We start from the raw sequence: 19,802 nt of genomic DNA, 5'->3' as shown, positions 1-19,802 counted from the left end.
GTGCTCAACGATCTGATTCAACACCGTACCAGCCGCATCAATGCACTCGCTTTGCCGTTCGGTTCACGAAATCGATATTTGCCCTTGACGGTCTCCTCTGGCCATCACCACCTGAGATATCAGACGAGCATTGTAACTGTGTGCTGTCCAAGTTCGATGCAGATACACGCTCTCTCTCCAATGTGGAGGGAACCACAATGCATCCCGGTAGTTGAATGAGATGAGCCGGGCGGCAGCCAGAATGGCTCTGAGGGCAACCATCATGGGTGAGAACCAGTCCGACGTCTTCGATCTGTTTTCGGAGATTTATGCAAACGCGGGCCAGGAGGAAATAAGCCTCCAGCAGTATCTCCTTGCCTGCCGGGAAGACAAGTCAATGTATGCCTCGGCGCCGGAACGGATGGTCGAGGCAATCGGCGAGCCGAACCTGGTCGACACCAGCAAGGACGAGCGGCTCGGCCGCATTTTCTCCAACCGCACGGTCAAGGTGTATCCCACCTTCTCCGATTTCTACGGAATGGAGGATACGATCGAACGCATCGCCGGCTATTTCCGCTATGCGTCGCAGGGGCTCGAGGAGCGCAAGCAGATCCTCTATCTCCTCGGCCCTGTCGGCGGCGGCAAGTCCTCCCTGGCCGAACGGCTGAAGAAACTGATGGAGGAACGCCCGATCTACACGCTCAAGGCCGGCAATCAGATCAGTCCGATTTTCGAATCGCCGCTCGGCCTGTTCCATCCCGATCGCATGGGCGACCTGCTGGAGGACAAATACGGCATAGCCCGGCGTCGCCTCAACGGCATTATCTCGCCCTGGGCGGCCAAGCGGCTTGATGAATTGTCTGGCGACATTTCCAAATTCAGCGTGGTGAAGTTGATGCCCTCGCGGCTGCGCCAGATCGCTATAGCCAAGACTGAGCCTGGCGACGAGAACAATCAGGATGTCTCGGCTCTGGTTGGCAAGGTCGACATCAGGCAATTGGAGGATTTCAGCCAGTCCGATCCGGACGCTTATTCCTACAGCGGCGGGCTGAACCGGACCACGCAAGGCCTGCTCGAATTCGTCGAGATGTTCAAGGCGCCCATCAAGGTCCTGCATCCGCTGCTGACGGCGACCCAGGAAGGCAGCTACAACGGCACCGAGAATTTCGGCGCATTCCCCTATCAGGGCATCATCGTCGCCCATTCCAACGAATCGGAATGGCAACAGTTCAAGAACAACAAGAACAACGAGGCCTTTCTCGACCGCATCCTCGTGGTCAAGGTGCCGTATTGCCTTCGGATCACCGAGGAGAGGCATATTTACGAGAAACTGTTGCGCGAGAGCGAGCTGGCCGGCAGCCCCTGCGCACCTGAAGTGCTGGATATTCTCAGCCGGTTCACGGTCTCGACCCGTCTTGCCGAGCACGACAATTCGCCGCTCTACACCAAGATGCGCGCCTATGACGGCGAAAACCTCAAGGAGGTCGACCCCCGGGCCAAGTCGGTTCAGGAATATCGCGACGCCGCCGGCGTCGACGAGGGCATGACCGGCGTAAGCACGCGCTTCGCCTTCAAGATCCTGTCGCAGACATTCAACTACGACACCAACGAGGTCGCGGCGGATCCCGTGCACCTGATGTACATCCTGGAAGAGGCGATCAAGCGCGAGCAGTTCCCAAAGGAGACGGAAGCGAGCTATCTCGAATTCATCAAGTCGGAACTGGCGACGCGCTATGCCGAGTTCATCGGCCACGAGATCCAGAAGGCCTATCTGGAATCATACAGCGAGTATGGCCAGAACCTATTCGACCGCTACATCGCCTATGCCGATGCCTGGATCGAAGATCAGGACTACAAGGATCCCGATACGGGCCAGATCCTCAATCGCGAGATATTGGACAAGGAGTTGTCGCAGGTCGAAAAACCGGCCGGCATCGCCAACCCCAAGGATTTCCGCAACGAAGTGGTCAAGTTCACGCTGCGTGCCCGGGCACGCAACCACGGCCGCAACCCGTCATGGACAAGCTACGAAAAGCTGCGCGAGGTCATCGAGAAGCGCATGTTCGGCCAGGTCGAAGATCTTCTGCCGGTGATCAGTTTCGGCTCCAAGCAGGACAGCGTCACGGAAAAGCGGCACAATGAATTCGTGCAGCGCATGGTGCAACGCGGCTACACCGAGCGGCAGGTACGGCGGCTGGTCGACTGGTACATGCGCGTGAACAAGGCGGGCTGAGAAAAGCCCGGATGGTTCCATGCCGATCTTCATCGACCGCCGCCTCAATCCGAAGGACAAGAACCTGGGCAATCGCCAGCGCTTTCTCAGGCGCGCGCGGGAAGAACTCAAGCGGAGCATCCGTGACCAGATAAGGACGGGCCGGATCGCCGATGTGGACAGCGGGCATGCCGTGCCCATGCCTCACAGAGGCACCAGCGAACCGACCTTCAGCGATGCCAGGGACAGTGGCCGGCGCCAGCACATCCTGCCAGGAAACAGGACGTTCATTCCCGGTGACCTGGTGCCCAAACCCGGGCAGGGCGGCGCAGGTTCCTCGTCGCCGGGAAACACGGCATCCGAGGACGACTTTCGCTTCGTGCTTTCGCGCGAGGAAGTTCTCGACCTCTTTTTCGAGGATCTCGAACTGCCGGATCTGGTCAAGCTCAATCTCAAGCAGATACTCGCATTCAAGCCAAGGCGGGCAGGTTTCGCGGCAACAGGATCACCGACCAACATTAATGTCGGGCGCACGATGCGAAACAGCCACGCCCGCCGTATCGCGCTTGGGCGCCCCAAGCAGCCGGAGCTGGATGCGATCCTCCGGCAGCTCGCCAAACTGGAATCGAAGCCGCCAAACGCCGCGACCCGCGAACGCATCTTGACTTTGCGGGAGGAACTCGAGCGGCTGGAGCGCCGCCGAAAGCGTATTGCCTTTGTCGATCCCGTCGACATCCGCTTCAATCGCTTCGACCCGCAGCCGGTGCCGAATGCCAGCGCCGTCATGTTCTGCCTGATGGACGTCTCCGGGTCGATGGGCGAGCGCGAGAAGGATTTGGCCAAGCGCTTCTTCGTTCTGCTGCACCTGTTCCTGACCCGACGCTATGAGCGCACGGAGATCGTCTTCATCCGCCACACGCACGAGGCCCAGGAGGTGGACGAAGAGACATTCTTCTACTGCACGCAAAGCGGAGGCACGGTCGTTTCCACCGCGCTGGAGGAAATGCAACGCATCATAGAACAACGCTATCCGGCCACGGAGTGGAACATCTATGCCGCCCAGGCTTCGGACGGTGACAATTTCGCCACCGACTCGCAGCGCTGCATAGAACTGCTCCATGGCAAGCTCATGCGCCTGTGCCAGTATTTCGCCTATGTGGAGATCATCGACGAACGCGAAAGTCATATTTTCGGCTCGACCGAAAATGGCACCTCGCTCTGGCGCGCCTATAGCGCCGTCGAGCAAAAATGGCCGAACTTCCAGATGAGGCGCATCGCCGCTCCGGCCGATATCTACCCGGTATTTCGCCAGCTTTTCGCCAGGCAGCCGGCTATGGCCAAGAGCGCGTAAGGGGTGCCGGATGGCTGGCCAGGCCAACAAATCGGGGTTGCTTTTCTCCGGATCCGACTGGGATTTCAAAAAGCTGTCGCGGGTCTATGAGGAGATCGAGGCGATTGCGGTCGACCAGCTTCATCTCGACACCTATCCGGTGCAGATGGAGGTCATCTCTTCCGAGCAGATGCTCGACGCCTACTCGTCGGTCGGCATGCCGCTGATGTACCGGCATTGGTCGTTCGGCAAGCATTTCCTTTACAACGAGCTTCTCTATCGCAAAGGCGGTCGCGGGCTGGCCTATGAATTGGTCATCAATTCCAATCCCTGCATCGTCTACCTGATGGAGGAAAACACCATGGCGCTGCAGGCCTTGGTGACCGCTCATGCAGCACTTGGACACAATCACTTCTTCAAGAAGAATTACCTTTTCCGCCAATGGACGGATGCCGGAGGAATCCTGAGCTATCTGGACTTTGCCAAGGGCTACATCGCCCGGTGCGAGGAGCGGCACGGCCTGGCCGCCGTGGAAGCCATTCTCGATTCCGCTCACGCGCTGATGGAGCAAGGCGTGTTCCGGTATCACCGGCCGCCGAAACTGTCGTCGGAGCAGCAGCGCGAGGGACTTCGCGAGCGCCTCGAATACGAGGAGCGTTCCTACAATGACTTATGGCGCACCCTGCCGCCCGCGCAGGACGCCGACAACTCCGAAGCGGGCGATGAAGGCGTGTCGGAGCGGAAGAAATCGCTCAATCTGCCCGAGGAAAACCTGCTCTATTTCCTTGAGAAGAACAGCCTTGTCCTCGAACCCTGGCAGCGCGAGATCCTCAGGATCGTCCGCGTCATTGCGCAGTATTTTTACCCGCAGCGGCAAACCCAGGTGATGAACGAAGGGTGCGCCACTTTCGTGCACTACACGCTCATGAACATGCTGTTCGACCGTGGCCGGATCACCGAAGGCGCGATGCTCGAAATCCTGCGCAACCACTCGAACGTGATCTTCCAGCCATCCTTCGACGACCAGCGGTTTTCCGGCATCAACCCCTACGCGCTCGGGCTTGACATGATGCAGGACATTCAGCGCATCTCGACCGAGCCGACAGCCGAAGATCGCGACTGGTTCCCGGACATAGCCGGCCGTGGCGACTGGCTTGAGACGCTGCTCGACGCCTGGGCCAACCACCGCGACGAATCCTTCATTCGCCAGTATCTCAGCCCGACCTTGATACGAAAATGGCGGCTCTTCGTCCTGGCCGATGGAGCCGACCAACCGCACTACGAAGTCGCATCGATCCACAACGAGCGGGGCTACAACAACATACGCGCCGCGCTGGCCCACAGCTATGATGTGGGCGCGAGCCGGCCCGACATCCAGGTTGTGGACGTGGACCTGCTCGGCGACCGGCATTTGCGGCTACAGCACAAGGTGAAGAATGGGGTCGTGCTGGAGAATGACAGCCGCGACGCGACCCTTCGCCACATCCGGCATCTCTGGGGCTATGAAGTCAGCCTGGCGGCCGTCGACGCCGACACCGACGCAATGGTCGGCGAACGCTCGACCAAGGACTGTTGAGCATCAGGGATGACGCGGTTGTGCGTGTCTGCGACACGATGGACCGTTCAGCTGTCGCCTGCCGGCCTGATCCTGAGCCTGGCGACGCGGTTCTTGTCGCGTTTCATGACGATGAAACGCTTGCCGTGGAAGGTGAAGGCCTGCTTCTCCTCGGGGATCGACTGCGTCTCATGGATGACCAGGCCGGCGATGGTGGTTGCCTCCTCGTCCGGCAGGTCCCAGTCGAGCGCCCGGTTCAGGTCGCGGATCGGCACGGTTCCGTCGACGACGACGGAACCGTCCGCCTCCTGCTTGACGCCCTGTATGTCGACATCGTGCTCGTCGGCGATCTCGCCGACAATCTCCTCGATGATGTCCTCCAGCGTCACCAGCCCCTCGACCTCGCCATACTCGTCGACGACGACGGCGAAATGCGCCTTGCGGCGCAGGAAGGCGTTGAGCTGTTCCTGCAATGTCGTCGTATCGGGCACGAACCAGGGCTTTGACGCGATCTTCATCACATCGATCCTGGAGAAGTCGTTGCCGACATCGTTGAGCGCGCGCAGCAGGTCCTTGGCGTGCAGCACGCCGACAATGTTGTCGAGCGACCCCTTCCACAAAGGCATGCGGGTGTGCGGGCTCTGCAGGATCTCGCGCACCACGGCTTCCGGCGCATTGTCGGCGTTGACCGAGCGCATATTGGTGCGGTGGACCATGACGTCGGAGACTTCGAGCTCCTCGAGGTCGAACAACCCGCCGATGCGATCGCGCTCCTCGCGCACCACCTGGCCGTCACGGCGGAAATCGTCGACGGCGCCGCGCAGCTCGTCCCCGCTCGAACGCTGCGGCTCGATGCGCGACAGTTCATAGCCGAAAGCGGCAAGCAGGCGCGTGCGCATGGCGACGGCCAACACGATGAGGACGGCAAGGACAGCGATGACGATCCAGCCGGCCCCATTCATTTCGGACGGCTTCCTTGCCTGTCCGGACGGCTCTCTTGCCTATCCCGGCGGCTTCCTTGCCGGCCTTCCGTCGCGCTCGGGTGGTTCTCCCTGAGGAACGACAGCACCTCCGAGGCCGGCACGTCCTTCGCGATGAAAGCCTCTCCGATGCCGCGCGTCAGGATGAAGGTCAGCGCGCCGCGCGACACTTTCTTGTCCTGGGTGATGAAGCCAAGCAGTGCATCGGCGTCGGGCAGTTCGCCGGGAATGTCAGCCATCCGCCACGGCAGTCCCACCGTGTTGAGATGCGCCTCGACTCGCGCCGCATCGTCTGGACTGGCCAGGTTGAGTCGTGACGAGAAGCGATGCGCCAGCGCCATGCCGATGGCGACCCCCTCGCCATGGACGAGGCGGGCGCCGTCATATCGGGTGGCGGCCTCCAGCGCATGGCCGAAAGTGTGGCCGAGATTGAGGAGCGCGCGGTCGCCGGTCTCGAACTCGTCGCGGGCAACGACATCCGCCTTGGCGCGGCAGGCCTCGGCGATGGCCTCCACCCTCTCCGGTCCGCCGGCGAACACGCTGGCCCAGTTTTTCTCCAGCCAGGCGAAGAATTCGGGCCGGTCGATCAGCCCGTATTTGGCGAGTTCGGCGTAGCCGGCGCGAAATTCGCGGATCGGCAGCGTATCGAGCACTCCGGTATCGGCCAGCACCAGCTTCGGCTGATGGAAGACGCCGACCAGGTTCTTGCCGCGCGCGCTGTTGATGCCGGTCTTGCCCCCGACCGAGGAATCGACCTGCGCCAGGAGCGAGGTCGGGATCTGCACGAAGTTCATGCCGCGGCGCACGATGCCGGCGGCAAAGCCGGCCAGGTCGCCGATGACGCCGCCGCCGAGGGCGATGACGACGTCGCCGCGTTCCAGCTTCGCGGCCAGGACGCCGTCCACCACCTCTTCGAGATGCGCGAAACTCTTGGTTTTCTCGCCGGGCGGCAGCGTGATCACGGCGGGCTCGATGCCGCTCTCGAGCAGACCGGCCTTCAGCGTATGGAGATGCGCCGCCGCGACGTTTTCGTCGGTCACGACCGCGGCGCGTCGGCCCGGCAGGCGGCGCGACATCTCGGCGCCGGCGTGCGACAAAAGCCCCGGCCCGATCAGGATGTCGTAAGCCCGCTCGCCAAGTCCGACCTCGACGGCAACGGCTGCATTGGCGTTCACGGTTCGACCTCGCCCGCGGGAGTGGTCTGGGCGATATCGAAATGCCGGCACAGCGCCCCCACCACCTCGGCCGCGATGACTTCCTTGCGGTCGTCGCGGGTCGGCACGGTGACGTCCGATGTCGCATAGACCGGATAGCGTTCACTCATCAGCCGCTCGAGCACGCCACGCGGATCGGGGCTCTTCAGCAGCGGCCGGTTCTGTTTCTTGGAGACCCGGTCCATCAAAAGGTCGAGTTCGGCCTTCAGCCATACCGACACGCCATGTGCCGCTATCGCCTCGCGCGTCTGTGCGTTCATGAAGGCGCCGCCGCCGGTCGACAGCACCTGCGGGCCGTTTTCCAGCACGCGCAGGATGACGCGCTGCTCCAGCGCCCGGAACTCCGTTTCGCCATAGCGTTCGAACAGTTCCGGAACGGTCATGCGCGAGACGCTTTCGATCTCCTGGTCGCTGTCGATGAAAGGCAGCGCCAGCACGCTGGCGACCTTGCGGCCGATCGCGGTCTTGCCGGCGCCCATCAGGCCGACAAAGACGATGGAGCGGCCGCCGAGCCTGCCCAGCAGCGCGGCATGGCTCCCGCCCGGAGGATTTGCTGGTAGCGCGTTCATCAGCCTCGAAGCCCTCTTTGCCGGCGTATCGACATGAAAAGCCCGGTTGCGTCAAGCGCACTGAGGCAGGCTGGCCTCCCGCGAGCGAGGAACCGGCTGCATTGGAAGTTGCCGGCGCGCTTCAGCTTCTCGCTTGAATTGGCCGGATTGGCGTCCCATAAGGGCACAGGGTTTGGAAACGCAGAACAAGAAGACGGGCGAAGATTGATGCCGACACTGTTTCGCCTCGTCGTGATAACAGCGATTCTGGCGGGCATCGCCTATGGTACGATGTTCGCGTTGGTGATGTTCGTCGAGCCGAAAAAGGCGGAAATGAGCGTGCGCATCCCTGCGGAAAAGCTAAACCCAAAGAAAAACTGAGCCCGAAGAAAAACTTCAGGAAATGAACAGCGCCGCCCGCATCGAAGCCTTTCTGGAGATGATGAGCGCCGAGCGGGGTGCCGCCGAAAACACGCTTTCCTCCTATCGCCGCGACCTCGATGACGCTTCGCAGGAAATCCCTGGCGGTCTTGCCGGCGCCGGCGCCGCGGACATCCGCGCCTATCTCGACGACATCGCCGCACGCGGCTTCGCACCGACATCGCAGGCACGCAAATTGTCGGCGATCCGCCAGTTCTTCAAATTCCTCTACGCCGAGGGCCTGCGCCGCGACGACCCGACCGGCACGCTGGACAGCCCGAAAAAAGGCCGCCCGCTGCCGAAGACCATGAGCGAGGCCGACACCGGCCGGCTGATCGACCGCGCCGCGCAGGAGGCCGGCGATGCCGGGCTCGGCGACAGCGACAGGCTGGCGGCGCTGCGTCTGCACGCGCTGGTCGAAGTGCTTTATGCGACAGGCCTGCGCGTTTCGGAACTGGTCGGCTTGCCGGTGACGGTGGCGCAGCGCGACGACCGTTTCTTCATGGTGCGCGGCAAGGGCGACAAGGAGCGCATGGTGCCGCTGTCGGCCAAGGCGCGCGCGGCGATGCGAGCCTGGCTCGCCGCCCGGGCCAAGGTGCCCGCTTTCGCTGACAGCCCGTTCCTGTTTCCTGCCGCGTCGGACAGCGGCTACCTCTCGCGCCAGGTCTTCGCTCGCGACCTCAAGGGGCTGGCGGCCCGGGCCGGCATCGCCTCGGCCAAGGTCTCGCCACATGTGCTTCGCCATGCTTTCGCCAGCCATCTCTTGCAGAACGGGGCTGATCTCAGGGCCGTCCAGCAACTGCTTGGCCATGCCGACATATCGACGACACAGATCTATACCCATGTGCTGGAGGAGCGATTGGTGCGGCTGGTCAACGATCATCACCCGCTTGCCGACTAGACCTCATATCGCTATGTGAGGGCGACGTTCCATCGCCCGGAGCCCCGGATTTCAGGGTCCCGCCAGTCTTTGCTTCCGACGTATCGGTCCGCCCAAGCATGTACAACTACCTCGATTTCGAAAAGCCGGTGCAGGATCTGGAACTCAAGATCCTGGAACTGAAGAAGCTTGCCGAGAACGGCGAGGCGGTCGATGTCGCCGACGAGATCAGCAGGCTCGAGAAGCGGTCGCGCGATGCCCTGCGCGATCTCTACAAGGCACTGACGCCATGGCAGAAGGTGCAGGTGGCGCGCCACTCCGACAGGCCGCACTGCGTCGACTACATCAAGGGCCTGTTCAGCGATTTCACGCCGCTCGCCGGCGACCGCAATTTCGGCGAGGACCAGGCGATCGTCGGCGGCTTTGCCCGGTTCCGCGGCGAACCGGTAGCGATCCTCGGCCAGGAGAAGGGCTCCGACACGGCGAGCCGGCTGAAGCACAATTTCGGCTCGGTGCGCCCCGAAGGCTATCGCAAGGCCGTGCGGCTTATGGAGCTTGCCGACCGCTTCAAGATCCCGCTGCTGACATTGGTCGACACGGCCGGCGCCTATCCCGGCGTCGGCGCCGAGGAGCGCGGCCAGGCCGAAGCCATTGCCCGTTCGACCTCGGCCTGCCTTGCGCTCAAGGTGCCGTCGATTTCGGTTGTCATCGGTGAAGGCGGTTCGGGCGGCGCCATTGCCATCGCCACCGCCAACCGCGTCTACATGCTGGAACATGCCATCTATTCGGTGATCTCGCCCGAGGGCGCGGCCTCCATCCTGTGGCGCGACACGACGCGCTCCAAGGACGCGGCGACCAACATGAAGATCACCGCCCAGGACCTTCTGGAACTGAAGATCATCGACGCCATCATTCCCGAACCGATCGGCGGCGCCCAGCGCGCACCCGAAACGGTGATTGCCGCGACGGGCGATCTCATCGCCAAGACGATGAAGGATTTTGCCGGCGCCAACATGGATTTTCGCGAGCAGCGCCGCGAGAAGTATCTGGCAATGGGCCGCAGCCTCTGACCACGATTTGGCGGCTCAACCGGGCCGCCGCAAGCCGCCTCCACGGCAACGCTCCACGGCAATGTGGCGGCGATGAGCAATTTCGCCACAAAAATGCCGCCGGATTCGGTTCAATGGAATTGCCGTGAGGGGTGGCCGAGGCTTGCGGTAAGGAATTTTCAAGGTTAACGGGCGTACGGTCCGTCTGTGTTCAGCATGCGGGCTCGGCCGTTTCGAAGCCATTGGCCCGAAAGAGAAGACGTAGCCTTATCCATGTTTGCCAAGCTTGCCCGCACCGGAATTCTCATCACCGCGATAGCCGTTGCCGGCTGCAATGATTCGTCGATGAAGGATTTTGCCCCGGAGGCCAACAAGCCCCTGCCCGACAAGATCCTGGCCGACATGAGGGCCAAGGGCATGGTGCGCACCTCCTCGGTGATGGCGCGCATCTTCAAGGAAGAGGGCAAGCTCGAAATCTGGAAGGCCAAGACCAACGGCCGCTACGACATGGTCGCCAGCTACGATATCTGCAAATGGTCGGGCAAGCTCGGGCCGAAATACACCGAGGGCGACCGCCAGGCGCCGGAAGGTTTTTATACCGTGCGTCCGGCGCAGATGAACCCGCGCTCGAACTACCATCTGTCCTTCAACATCGGCTATCCCAACGCCTATGACCGCGCCAACGGCCGCACCGGCTCCAACCTGATGGTGCACGGCGCCTGCTCGTCTTCGGGCTGCTATTCGATGACCGATGCCCAGATCGAGCAGATCTATGCGTTCGGCCGCGATGCCTTCCAGGGCGGCCAGACCGAGTTCCAGATCCAGGCCTTCCCGTTCCGCATGACCGCCGCCAACATGGCGCGCTACCGCAACGACCCGAATTACGAATTCTGGAAGATGCTGAAGGTCGGCTACGACAATTTCGAGATCACCAAGGTACCGCCGAAAGTCGACGTTTGCGAGAAGCGCTACGTCTTCAACCAGGTGGCTCCCGAAGGCACCACATTCAATCCGACCGGCCCCTGCCCTGCGTCCACGCAGCCGGATTCGCTGAAAAGCGCCTACAGTGCTTATCAGAGCACGTATGAGGCTGCGTTCAACGGCGCCCTCAAGGCAAGCACGCCGGCGCCCAAGCCCACCATCGCCGGCATCAAGGAAGCCAGCATCGTCTCCGACTGGTCCAAGCGCCGTGCGCGCGGCGAGCGCGTGCCGATCGACCCGCCATCGCTCAACTCGGACGGCTCGGTCACCGAGACGGCGCGCATGGGCCGCATCGATTCGCCCGCCGGCCGCAAGATGGCCGCGCTCGATGCCGAAAAGGCCGCGAAGCAAAAAGCCGAGGAGCAGCGGCTGGCCGCGATAGAAGCTGCCAAGCAGGCCAAGGCGCAAGCGCTGGCCGAAAAGGAAGCCGCCAAGGCGCAGGCGCTGGCCGAAAAGGAAGCGGCCAAGACCGCCAAGGAAGCCCCTGTCGCCACCGCGACGATCGAAGCGCCGGCCGAGCCCGCACCGCCGGCCGAAACGCAGGCCGCAAGTGCCGACGAGAGCCGCGTGACGAGGCTGAAGAACAAGCTGCTCGGCATGTTCGGCGGCTGACATTTTTCGCCGTGACCGACGTCACCGTCTACGATCTGAAGGGGCTGAACTGCCCTTTGCCGGTGCTGAAGGCGAAGAAGCGGCTGGCCGGGATGCGCCCCGGCAGCCGGCTCTGGCTGGAAACGACCGATCCGCTCGCCGTTATCGACATTCCGGCGTTCTGCGCCGACTCTGGTCATCATCTCGTAGAGACATCCGCCATATCAGGCGGTCACCGCTTCCTGGTCGAGCGCGGCGAATAGCTGTCGTAAAGGTCAGCGTCCCGCGATCGCCAGGGGATTGTTCTCCAGCGCCGCGCGGTCGGGCGTGTCGATCGAGGGCCGGTTGGTGAAGGCGGCAAACAGTCGCCTTACATAGTCTTCGGGCATGTCGAGCGTGATCAGCACCAGCCGGGTGCCGCGCTGGCCGTCCGGCCAGGACGGCAATCGAGCCGGCGGATGCAGGATTTTCTGCACGCCATGCACCACCAGCGGCCGCGACGGATCTTCCTCGAGTTCGATGACGCCCTTCATGCGCAGCAGGCGCTCGCCATGCGTGGAGCGCAAAAGATCGAGGAACATCTCGATGGCCGAGAACGGCACCGGGCCGTCATGCACCAGGGAGTGGGTGCGAATGCGCTGATCATGCCGGTGCCCGTGGTCGTGGCCGTGCCCGTGGTCATGCCCGTGGTCATGCCCGTCATGATCATGATGATCATGGTTATGCATCGCTTCTTCGCCGAGCCAGCGCCGCACATCGGCGGATTTGGTCGCCGGGTTATAGAGGCCGCAGTCGAACAGCGCCGCGACGCTCGTTTTCGCATCGTCGACAGCCAGCAGTTCGGCGCCCGGATTGATCTGCCGCAGCCGCGTCCGCAGCGCTTCCAGTCCATCCGGACCAGCGACCAGGTCGGTTTTGGAGAGCACGATGCGGTCGGCGACGGCGACCTGCTTGACCGCCTCGACATGGGCATCGAGCGTGGCATCGCCGTTGGCCGCGTCGACCAAGGTGATGACGCCGTCGAGCCGGAAAGCCTGGACCAGGGCCGGATGCGCCATGATCGATTGCAGCACCGGCGCCGGATCGGCAAGGCCGGTGGTCTCGACGATGACGCGGGCAAGGCGGGCTATGCGGCCGGTCTGCAGCCGGTCGACCAGATCGGCCAGCGTGTCGACCAGTTCGCCGCGTACCGTGCAGCAAAGGCAGCCGTCCGAAAGCTGGATGATGCCGTCGGACGCCTGTTCCACCAGCAGGTGATCGATCGCCACTTCGCCATATTCGTTGATGATGACGGCCGTGTCGGCCAGCGCCGGGTCCTTCAGGAGCCGGTTGAGCAGCGTCGTCTTGCCGGCACCGAGAAAACCGGTCAGCACGGAAACAGGGATGGGAAAACCGCTCATTGCCTAGTTCGCAACCTTGACCGGCTGGTCGCCCTGCGCAGCCGAGCCCGCCACCGTCGGGCCGGCGCCGGGCGCCGGTCTGTCCGGACGCCAGGTCGGAATGGGCACGTCGGCATATTCCTGGCTGCCCTGGGCGAGCATGGCCATCGGCGTCGGGCCGGTCGCGCCGCCAAGCCCCACGGCAACCAGTGTCGGCACGTGGTCGAGCTTTTCCTGGTAGGGCGATTTCGGCACGTTCTTGGCGACGACGGGCGGTGCCTCGGACTGCTCCGCCGGCGCCTTCTTCTTGCAGATCTCGTCACGCATGTCGTTGGGCGAGATGGTGTCGCCGTAGGGCGCCAGCGTGGCAATGGTGGCCGAGCCGGCGGCAGGCGTATCGAAACCCTGGTCGAGCAGTTTGGCCGCGGCCTCGGCACGGGTGATCGCCGATTTCTCGCCGAGCACCACCGCCACCAGCGTGCGGCCGTTGCGGGTCGCCGAACCGATCATGTTGAAGCCGGAGGGGCAGACGAAGCCCGTCTTCATGCCGTCGGCCCCCGGATAGCGGCCGATCAACAGGTTGTAGTTGGGAATCGCCCTCTTGCCGACCGCAAGCCCCTCGATCGAGAACCACGGCGCATATTGCGGAAACTCGCGGCGGATCGCCGTCACCAGCACGGCCAGGTCGCGCGCTGTGGTGTACTGATCCGGCGAATAAAGCCCGTTCGGATTGACGAAATGCGTTCCATTCATGCCGAGCCGGACCGCCTCGGCGTTCATGCGCTCGGCAAAGGCTGCCTGCGATCCCCCGACATTCTCGCCGACGGCCATGGCGATGTCGTTTGCCGACTTGACCAGCATCATCTTCAGCGCATTGTCGAGCCGCATCACCGAGCCTGGCTTGAAGCCCATCTTGCTCGGCGGCTCGGCGGCGGAATGTTTCGTTACCTTGATCGGCGAATCGAGCCGGACCTCGCCGGCCGCGATCGCCCGGAAGGTCACATAGGCCGTCATCAGCTTGCTCAGCGATGCCGGGTACCAGCGCTTGAACGCGTCCTGATGCTGGAGGATCTTGCCGCTGTTCAGGTCGAACAGCACGACCGGATTGGCCAGCGCCGGCCCGGCCAGCGCCGAGAACGCCACGGCGCCCGCGCAGAATAGTTTGAGGAAATGCCTGTGCCGCATGATCGAATCCGAAATCGCCTCTTGCCGTAGTCGCCCCTGGCTCCGTAATATTTACGCGATCGCCAGCAAAATGAGTCCGCCCTCAAAAACGGACCGCATTGTTGCGGTGCTATTTACTCTATGTGACGTCAACATGGCAAAGTGCCTGACGATCGCAATTGCAAGGCAGCGGACCTGCCCCAACAGCGAGATGGAACCATCATGCCAATCCTGAACCGTGCCGCCGAAATGCAGGACGAGGTTGCCGGCTGGCGACGACATCTGCACCAGACCCCGGAACTGAATTTCGACGTCTTCAAAACAGCCGCCTTCGTCACCGAGAAGCTGAAGGCCTTCGGCTGCGACGATGTGGTGACGGGGCTGGGCAAGACCGGCGTCGTGGGCATCATTCGCGGCCGCCAGGGCGAAGGCGCCACCATCGGCCTGCGCGCCGACATGGACGCGCTGCCGCTTAACGAGATCACCGGCAAGCCCTATGCCTCGACCGTTCCCGGCAAGATGCATGCCTGCGGCCATGACGGCCATACGGCGATGCTTTTGGGTGCGGCGAAATATCTCGCCGAGACGCGCAATTTCGCCGGTTCGGTGGCGGTCATCTTCCAGCCGGCCGAAGAAGGCGGCGGTGGCGGCAACGAGATGGTCAAGGACGGCATGATGGAGCGTTTCGACATCGCGAAAGTGTTCGGCATGCACAACATGCCGGGCCTGCCGGTCGGCCAGTTCGCCATCCGGCCGGGCCCGATCATGGCGGCGACCGCGGAATTCACCATCACCGTGAAGGGCCGCGGCGGCCATGCGGCGATGCCGCACGGCACGATCGACCCGATCGTCATCACCAGCCAGTTGGTCGGCGCCCTGCAGACGATCGCCTCGCGCAGCACCGACCCGGTTGAAGCGGTGGTGGTGTCGGTGACCAAATTCCATGCCGGCGACGCCTACAACATCATCCCGGAATCGGCGGAGATCGCAGGCACGGTGCGCACCTTGCGCAAGGAAATCGCCAAGAAGTCGGAAGAGCGCATTCGTGCCATCTGCGACGGATTGGCCACGGCCTTCGGCGCGAAGATCGAGGTCGATTACCAGGCGAACTACCCCGTAACCTTCAACCATGCGGAAGAGACGGTTTTTGCCAGCGACGTCGCGGCAAACGTCGCCGGCGACGCTCATGTCCACCGCGGCATCCAGCCGGTGATGGGCGGCGAGGACTTCTCCTACATGCTGGAAGCCAGGCCCGGCGCCTTCATTTTCATTGGCAATGGCGACACCGCCGGCCTTCACAACCCGGCCTATGACTTCAACGACGAGGCCATCCCGCACGGCATGAGCTACTGGGTGAAGCTGGCCGAAACCGCGCTCGCCGCCTGAGGCCTGGCGGCGGCAGGGGCGGGCCGATTGTGTTCGGCCCGCCCCTTGGCGAAACGATCGGAAGCGGCTATGTGTCGGGCCGCGTGGTCCCGTAGCTCAGTAGGATAGAGCGGCAGATTCCTAATCTGTAGGTCACAGGTTCGATTCCTGTCGGGATCACCACGTTTTGCTGCTTAAGCCGGATACTGTCGGACCTGAATCGGACTGAAACCAGAGCCGATCACTGGGGTCGCATCGGTCATCTGTACGGAACCTGCATGCGGATTTCTACCGTTCGAATAACGTCAGAAAAGCGCTTGCAGACGTTCCGACAAATCGGAAATTGGTTGATTGGTTGGAGCCCGGTCGACGGACCGCAGCGGTCCCGTCCGGGATGAGGTTCAGAGCCGTTCCAGCGTCAGCATGCCCGGATCGCCCTTCCAGGCTTTGGAAAGTTCGTCCGCGGCTTTCGTTGCGGCGGCAGTATCGCCTTGGGCTTCCGCCGCCTGCTGCAGCCCGAACAGTGCCCAGGCGCTGCTGCGTGCGCGGTGGAGCGCCGCCACAAACTCCTTCGCCGCGTCCGCCGGCTGACCGTTCTTGAGGAGGGCGGCACCGAGGGACTGCCGCACGGGATAATACCAGTACGGAGGCTCCATGTAGGGGATCGTGTCCTCCGTTTCGACCGCTTTCTTCCAGAAGGCTATCGAGCCGCCGACGTCATTCTCGGCCTGCGCAGCGCGGGCACGTACGACATCTTCGGCCACTTGCAGGACCGACAATGCCGGGATTCCCCAGGCATCGTGCACCGACCAGTCGGTTTCCTGAGCGATCTTGTGGATGGCGTCCGCCTCGACTCGCGCGCCCGAGGCGTCCTTCTTCTCGGCCAGGGCGACGCCGCGCGCATAGTGCCACATCGATGTGATGTAAGGCGGCGCGCCGGCCGGCTCGGCCTTAGCCAGGATCGCATCGGGTTCGGCATATTGCGCCCAGGCGAAATACGGAGCTGCCTTCACCGGCTGCACGATCGGTATTGCCGTGGCCACCTCGTTAGTCAGAAACTTGTCCAGCTTCTCAGCCTCTGCAAGCACCGTCTTCGAGTCACCGAGGAGCTGGGCCGAAACCAATACGAAGTGCACGTTGTGGGAATAGTAGCCGAGCGGATAGACACCGGTAGCGCCGGTTTCGGCGAGATAGGTCTCGTCCACTTTCGAGGCAGCTTCGTTGGACTTCAGCGAATCCGTGTAGCGGCCGACGCGATAGTAGATGTGGCTCGGCATATGGACGATGTGTCCGGCCCCCGGCATCAGCGCTGCTAGCCGGTCCGCGTAGGGCTCGGCGCGCTCCGGACGATCCGAGGCTTCAACAAGATGAATGTAGAGGTGAATCGCCATCGGATTGTCGGGCTTCCTGGCGAGAACGCCTTCCAGCCGCCTCTGGATGTCGGCGGTGCGGCCCTTGGGTTCCTTGCCGCCCGGCTGCCAATAGTCCCAAGGCTGCGTGTCCATGCCGGCCTCTGCGGCCAGCACAGCGAGCTCGAGATCGTCAGGATATTTGTCGGAAAGCGCCGCAGTTGCATCGGCGAAGGCGGCGTTCAGGGTGTTTCGATCGGCCTTGGGATCTTCGGAATACCGCGTGGCGACCGCCTCGATCAGTCCCCGCTCCTTCTCGGTGGCACCGGATGAAAGCGCCTGCGCCTTTCGAAGAGCAGTGATCGCTGGTGCATTTGCGGTGGGATCCATCGGCACGTTGATGTTCGGGCCCAGGACCAGTGCCTCGCCGAGGAAGCACATCGCACAGTCGGGATCGAGGCTTTGTGCCTTGCGGAAGGCGCGTCGCGCCTCCGCGTGATTGAAGTTGGTGGCGAACCGCAGCCCCTGGTCAAAGTATTTTTGGGCATCGGCGCTCTTTGTGCTGATCGGATAGCTCAGGGAGCCCAGGTCATCCCACAATGGCGGCTGGGCCTCCTCGTAGGCCTTCAAGTCTTGCGGGGCCAGTGATTGGCCGGCAGGGGCCAGAGCGACGCAGTGTGTGATGTCGAGTTCCCCCGGCAACGATACTCTTGGCGCCGCAAGCTGCGACTGCAACGGACTGTCCGCGGCGTAAGCAATGGCAGCACCTGTGCCGAAACTCATTAAGGCAATAGCTGTCCATCCTGCACTTGGCAGGCAAGCACGCAGTTTCATCTGAACCTCCTGGCGTTCGGTACGATCGGCAAGCTCCGATCAGCCCTGTCTTTCCAATTCTCGATCGGAGGTGCGGGCGTTGATGATCCGCCTCGCGCCGCCGTTTGGCAATATATTTCCTACTGCTAATGTAATAGCGGACGCGATGTTTTCTGCTCACCTCTTCGGCCCGAAGGCACTAGTCGGACACCAGAGGGATTCAGGCACGCGCCGTTGCAAAAACCAAATATCGTCTGACCGCCCGCCCCGCTTGAGACGTATCGGATCGAGACCGGCGCCTGTTGTTGTGAAGTGCCACGGCCCCGATTCAGCGCAGAGTGCAACCCTTGGACCGTCAGGGCTTCACCCGAACGGGTGACACCGCGACTTCAATGCGTGGAGGACCCTTGGTATCGGGACAAGAGCTTCGCGAGTTCCGCCTGACTTCCGGTGCTTGTTTTCGAGAATATTGCACGGAGCTGGGTTCTGGCGGTTTCACGGCCAATTCCCAGGGCAGAGCTTGCCGCGCCTATACCTCGGCCATCGGCAAGGCGGCAGGCCAGCCGCGTTTCGGCTGCTGTTAGTTGAAAGGCGCGCCTTATCAGTTGCTTGGGTAGCGCCGGTTCGGCCACAAGATCGGTAAAATAGAGGAGCGCGTCTCCGCCGTTAAAGAGGTCATGGACGAACGAGGTCATCGGAATGGCTTCAGCAAGAAGCCATGGCGAACCCTCGCGAGCAATCAAAACGGGCTCCCCGTCGCTCAAGTCGCCGCATTGGCTGACCACGCCTGCGATCAATTTCTGCAAGCGTGAATCACTGGGCCGATCTGCCGCCCGCAGACGACCACCGTGGATAACGAGGCCAGTACCAAGCAGAGCTTCCGCGTGTTTATTGTAGCGGGTGACGCGGCCTCGGCAATTCAGCAACAGCGCTGCGCTTCCCATCCGATCCAGAATGGCCAGGTTCGGTTCGACTGCCGTTTCCCAAACCTTTTCCGCAGCACTGATGATGCGAACCATCGACGGAACGATCGCCAAGAAATCCTCGGCTTCATTCCGGTAGAATGGCCCCTTATGAGCGTCACGAAACATCGAGAGCATCCACCTTCGATCCTTCACCATGAAGTCTATTGCAGCCCACCATTCCCGGTCGCCTGGACGCGCGATTTCTTGGTAATAAGGGAGAACCTCGCGCTCATCACGAGTGGTGATCTCATCCTCGACAACGAAGCTGTCTGTCAGTTTTGCCAACCTCTTGCGCGGTCTACGTTCATGCGGATCGGGAGCACCTTCGATTCTTTCGATCCAAAGGGCGGCGAATTCGGCATGTTCGGTCGAATCGGGTCTGAGCGCGGTCGGCGATCGCTGATCGCTACGAAACGGGTGAGTTGGATCGCAGGTGCGGATAACGCAACTTGTGGCTCCCAGGGAGTGGGCCAGCATTTGAAGCGCTGCGGGCCACTGCCTAAACTCGAACGCGGCGTCGTAGCAAGCCTCGATCGCAGCGGCAATGTTCCGATTGTCGGACATAGGATTTGCGTCGCGATCCCGGTTTCTCGCCCTTTTTCTCCTCATGGCCCGTTGACGGCCCTCCAGCTACAGGCCCCGCAACCGGCTCGGGCCAGGGATGTTTATTTCCCGCGGCCATGCTCGACAGACGGTCAGCTGAGGACCTATCGTCAGACTGACGCATCGAATGAGAGATAGCTACATTAGCATAATAGCCACGCAACTTCACCGATGCTTCTCGACGAAATCTCTGCACGCAGGTGAAAGCCGTTCGATCTGGCTTTCAAGGTCGCATTTACCCATCGGTTTCGTCGGGCAAAACCGTGCGTAGTCGCGGCGACATCCCTTGCCTTCGAAAATTTTGAAAGATCTTACCTGCGTAGGGTTTGTTGCGTTGACTGAACTGGGTATCAGCCCGGTTTCGATCTCCATCGCACCGTCACGACTTGACCCCTTGCTTCCACCCTTGCCCCCACCCTTGCCGC

17 protein-coding genes and 1 tRNA gene are annotated in these 19,802 nt (G+C 62.3%); 10 read left to right on the top strand and 8 right to left on the bottom strand.

The window, feature by feature from the left end:
* The first annotated feature begins 262 nt into the window (after positions 1 to 262).
* From LB541_RS17990 to LB541_RS17980, 3 genes are read left to right on the top strand one after another with little or no spacing between them, the layout of a single operon-like run.
* The gene (locus tag LB541_RS17990; RefSeq protein ID WP_140500854.1) at positions 263 to 2,212 is read left to right on the top strand and encodes a PrkA family serine protein kinase; all 1,950 of its coding nucleotides are present in this window, start codon (positions 263 to 265) and stop codon (positions 2,210 to 2,212) included.
* Positions 2,213 to 2,231: 19 nt separating this feature from the next.
* The gene (locus tag LB541_RS17985) at positions 2,232 to 3,542 is read left to right on the top strand and encodes a YeaH/YhbH family protein (protein WP_140525767.1); all 1,311 of its coding nucleotides are present in this window, start codon (positions 2,232 to 2,234) and stop codon (positions 3,540 to 3,542) included.
* 10 nt (positions 3,543 to 3,552) lie between these two features.
* Positions 3,553 to 5,097 (top strand): SpoVR family protein, encoded by a 1,545-nt coding sequence (locus LB541_RS17980; protein ID WP_224619199.1) that lies wholly within the window; start codon positions 3,553 to 3,555, stop codon positions 5,095 to 5,097.
* 47 nt (positions 5,098 to 5,144) lie between these two features.
* On the opposite strand, the gene LB541_RS17975 is transcribed toward LB541_RS17980, so the two are convergent.
* The 3 genes from LB541_RS17975 to LB541_RS17965 are packed head-to-tail and all read right to left on the bottom strand — an operon-like array spanning position 5,145 to position 7,839.
* Positions 5,145 to 6,038 carry an HlyC/CorC family transporter gene (locus LB541_RS17975; protein ID WP_140558088.1) on the bottom strand — a complete coding sequence of 298 codons (894 nt, stop codon included), beginning with the start codon at positions 6,036 to 6,038 and terminating at the stop codon, positions 5,145 to 5,147.
* The gene (gene aroB / locus LB541_RS17970) at positions 6,035 to 7,231 is read right to left on the bottom strand and encodes a 3-dehydroquinate synthase (protein ID WP_224619196.1); all 1,197 of its coding nucleotides are present in this window, start codon (positions 7,229 to 7,231) and stop codon (positions 6,035 to 6,037) included. Before aroB ends, LB541_RS17975 begins: the two co-directional genes overlap by 4 nt.
* Positions 7,228 to 7,839 carry a shikimate kinase gene (locus LB541_RS17965; protein ID WP_140676381.1) on the bottom strand — a complete coding sequence of 204 codons (612 nt, stop codon included), beginning with the start codon at positions 7,837 to 7,839 and terminating at the stop codon, positions 7,228 to 7,230. Before LB541_RS17965 ends, aroB begins: the two co-directional genes overlap by 4 nt.
* Positions 7,840 to 8,046: 207 nt before the next feature.
* Between LB541_RS17965 and LB541_RS17960 the strand changes: the two genes are divergently transcribed.
* The 5 genes from LB541_RS17960 to LB541_RS17940 all read left to right on the top strand — a co-directional run bounded on the left by LB541_RS17960 (position 8,047) and on the right by LB541_RS17940 (position 12,002).
* Positions 8,047 to 8,199 carry a histidine kinase gene (locus tag LB541_RS17960; protein WP_140513945.1) on the top strand — a complete coding sequence of 51 codons (153 nt, stop codon included), beginning with the start codon at positions 8,047 to 8,049 and terminating at the stop codon, positions 8,197 to 8,199.
* Positions 8,200 to 8,221: 22 nt separating this feature from the next.
* Positions 8,222 to 9,139 carry a site-specific tyrosine recombinase XerD gene (locus LB541_RS17955; protein ID WP_224619194.1) on the top strand — a complete coding sequence of 306 codons (918 nt, stop codon included), beginning with the start codon at positions 8,222 to 8,224 and terminating at the stop codon, positions 9,137 to 9,139.
* A 98-nt stretch (positions 9,140 to 9,237) separates the two neighbouring features.
* Entirely contained in the window at positions 9,238 to 10,188 is a 951-nt protein-coding gene (locus LB541_RS17950) for an acetyl-CoA carboxylase carboxyltransferase subunit alpha (protein ID WP_140525771.1), read from the top strand.
* Between the two features lie 252 nt (positions 10,189 to 10,440).
* Complete coding sequence (locus LB541_RS17945) at positions 10,441 to 11,760, top strand: murein L,D-transpeptidase family protein (protein ID WP_140500750.1); 1,320 nt, start codon at positions 10,441 to 10,443, stop codon at positions 11,758 to 11,760.
* Positions 11,761 to 11,771: 11 nt separating this feature from the next.
* Positions 11,772 to 12,002, top strand: a complete 231-nt coding sequence (locus tag LB541_RS17940; RefSeq protein WP_181168327.1) for a sulfurtransferase TusA family protein — start codon at positions 11,772 to 11,774, stop codon at positions 12,000 to 12,002.
* 12 nt (positions 12,003 to 12,014) lie between these two features.
* On the opposite strand, the gene LB541_RS17935 is transcribed toward LB541_RS17940, so the two are convergent.
* Together LB541_RS17935 and LB541_RS17930 are read right to left on the bottom strand one after the other, a co-directional pair.
* A complete protein-coding gene (locus tag LB541_RS17935) occupies positions 12,015 to 13,139 on the bottom strand; it encodes a CobW family GTP-binding protein (RefSeq protein ID WP_224619192.1) in 1,125 nt (374 codons plus the stop codon).
* A 3-nt stretch (positions 13,140 to 13,142) separates the two neighbouring features.
* Complete coding sequence (locus tag LB541_RS17930) at positions 13,143 to 14,303, bottom strand: D-alanyl-D-alanine carboxypeptidase family protein (RefSeq protein WP_224619190.1); 1,161 nt, start codon at positions 14,301 to 14,303, stop codon at positions 13,143 to 13,145.
* A 201-nt stretch (positions 14,304 to 14,504) separates the two neighbouring features.
* Between LB541_RS17930 and LB541_RS17925 the strand changes: the two genes are divergently transcribed.
* Positions 14,505 to 15,668 (top strand): M20 aminoacylase family protein, encoded by a 1,164-nt coding sequence (locus LB541_RS17925; RefSeq protein WP_140513917.1) that lies wholly within the window; start codon positions 14,505 to 14,507, stop codon positions 15,666 to 15,668.
* An 85-nt stretch (positions 15,669 to 15,753) separates the two neighbouring features.
* A tRNA-Arg gene (locus LB541_RS17920) sits at positions 15,754 to 15,830 on the top strand.
* 218 nt (positions 15,831 to 16,048) lie between these two features.
* Here the strand turns inward: LB541_RS17920 and LB541_RS17915 are convergent.
* The 3 genes from LB541_RS17915 to LB541_RS17905 all read right to left on the bottom strand — a co-directional run.
* A complete protein-coding gene (locus LB541_RS17915; protein ID WP_224619188.1) occupies positions 16,049 to 17,830 on the bottom strand; it encodes a hypothetical protein in 1,782 nt (593 codons plus the stop codon).
* Positions 17,831 to 18,198: 368 nt separating this feature from the next.
* On the bottom strand, positions 18,199 to 19,338 hold the full coding sequence (locus LB541_RS17910; RefSeq protein WP_224619185.1) for a helix-turn-helix transcriptional regulator: 1,140 nt from the start codon (positions 19,336 to 19,338) through the stop codon (positions 18,199 to 18,201).
* Positions 19,339 to 19,542: 204 nt separating this feature from the next.
* A partial coding sequence (locus tag LB541_RS17905; protein WP_210239552.1) for a hypothetical protein occupies positions 19,543 to 19,802 on the bottom strand: 260 nt, incomplete at its 5' end.

This window comes from Mesorhizobium sp. BR1-1-15, from assembly GCF_020165475.1.
Classification (GTDB): Bacteria; Pseudomonadota; Alphaproteobacteria; order Rhizobiales; family Rhizobiaceae; genus Mesorhizobium.
Note: the sequence above shows the minus strand (reverse complement) of the source record. Positions and strands in the feature narration are given on the sequence as shown.

Coding starts and splice junctions, on each gene's coding strand:
- LB541_RS17910 (WP_224619185.1), bottom strand. CDS start 19,338: ATGTCCGACAATCGGAACATTGCCGCTGCGATCGAGGCTTGCTACGAC.
- LB541_RS17925 (WP_140513917.1), top strand. CDS start 14,505: ATGCCAATCCTGAACCGTGCCGCCGAAATGCAGGACGAGGTTGCCGGC.
- LB541_RS17965 (WP_140676381.1), bottom strand. CDS start 7,839: ATGAACGCGCTACCAGCAAATCCTCCGGGCGGGAGCCATGCCGCGCTG.
- LB541_RS17915 (WP_224619188.1), bottom strand. CDS start 17,830: ATGAAACTGCGTGCTTGCCTGCCAAGTGCAGGATGGACAGCTATTGCC.
- LB541_RS17945 (WP_140500750.1), top strand. CDS start 10,441: ATGTTTGCCAAGCTTGCCCGCACCGGAATTCTCATCACCGCGATAGCC.
- LB541_RS17930 (WP_224619190.1), bottom strand. CDS start 14,303: ATGCGGCACAGGCATTTCCTCAAACTATTCTGCGCGGGCGCCGTGGCG.
- LB541_RS17950 (WP_140525771.1), top strand. CDS start 9,238: ATGTACAACTACCTCGATTTCGAAAAGCCGGTGCAGGATCTGGAACTC.
- LB541_RS17980 (WP_224619199.1), top strand. CDS start 3,553: ATGGCTGGCCAGGCCAACAAATCGGGGTTGCTTTTCTCCGGATCCGAC.
- LB541_RS17990 (WP_140500854.1), top strand. CDS start 263: ATGGGTGAGAACCAGTCCGACGTCTTCGATCTGTTTTCGGAGATTTAT.
- LB541_RS17985 (WP_140525767.1), top strand. CDS start 2,232: ATGCCGATCTTCATCGACCGCCGCCTCAATCCGAAGGACAAGAACCTG.
- LB541_RS17955 (WP_224619194.1), top strand. CDS start 8,222: ATGAACAGCGCCGCCCGCATCGAAGCCTTTCTGGAGATGATGAGCGCC.
- LB541_RS17960 (WP_140513945.1), top strand. CDS start 8,047: ATGCCGACACTGTTTCGCCTCGTCGTGATAACAGCGATTCTGGCGGGC.
- LB541_RS17975 (WP_140558088.1), bottom strand. CDS start 6,038: ATGAATGGGGCCGGCTGGATCGTCATCGCTGTCCTTGCCGTCCTCATC.
- LB541_RS17935 (WP_224619192.1), bottom strand. CDS start 13,139: ATGAGCGGTTTTCCCATCCCTGTTTCCGTGCTGACCGGTTTTCTCGGT.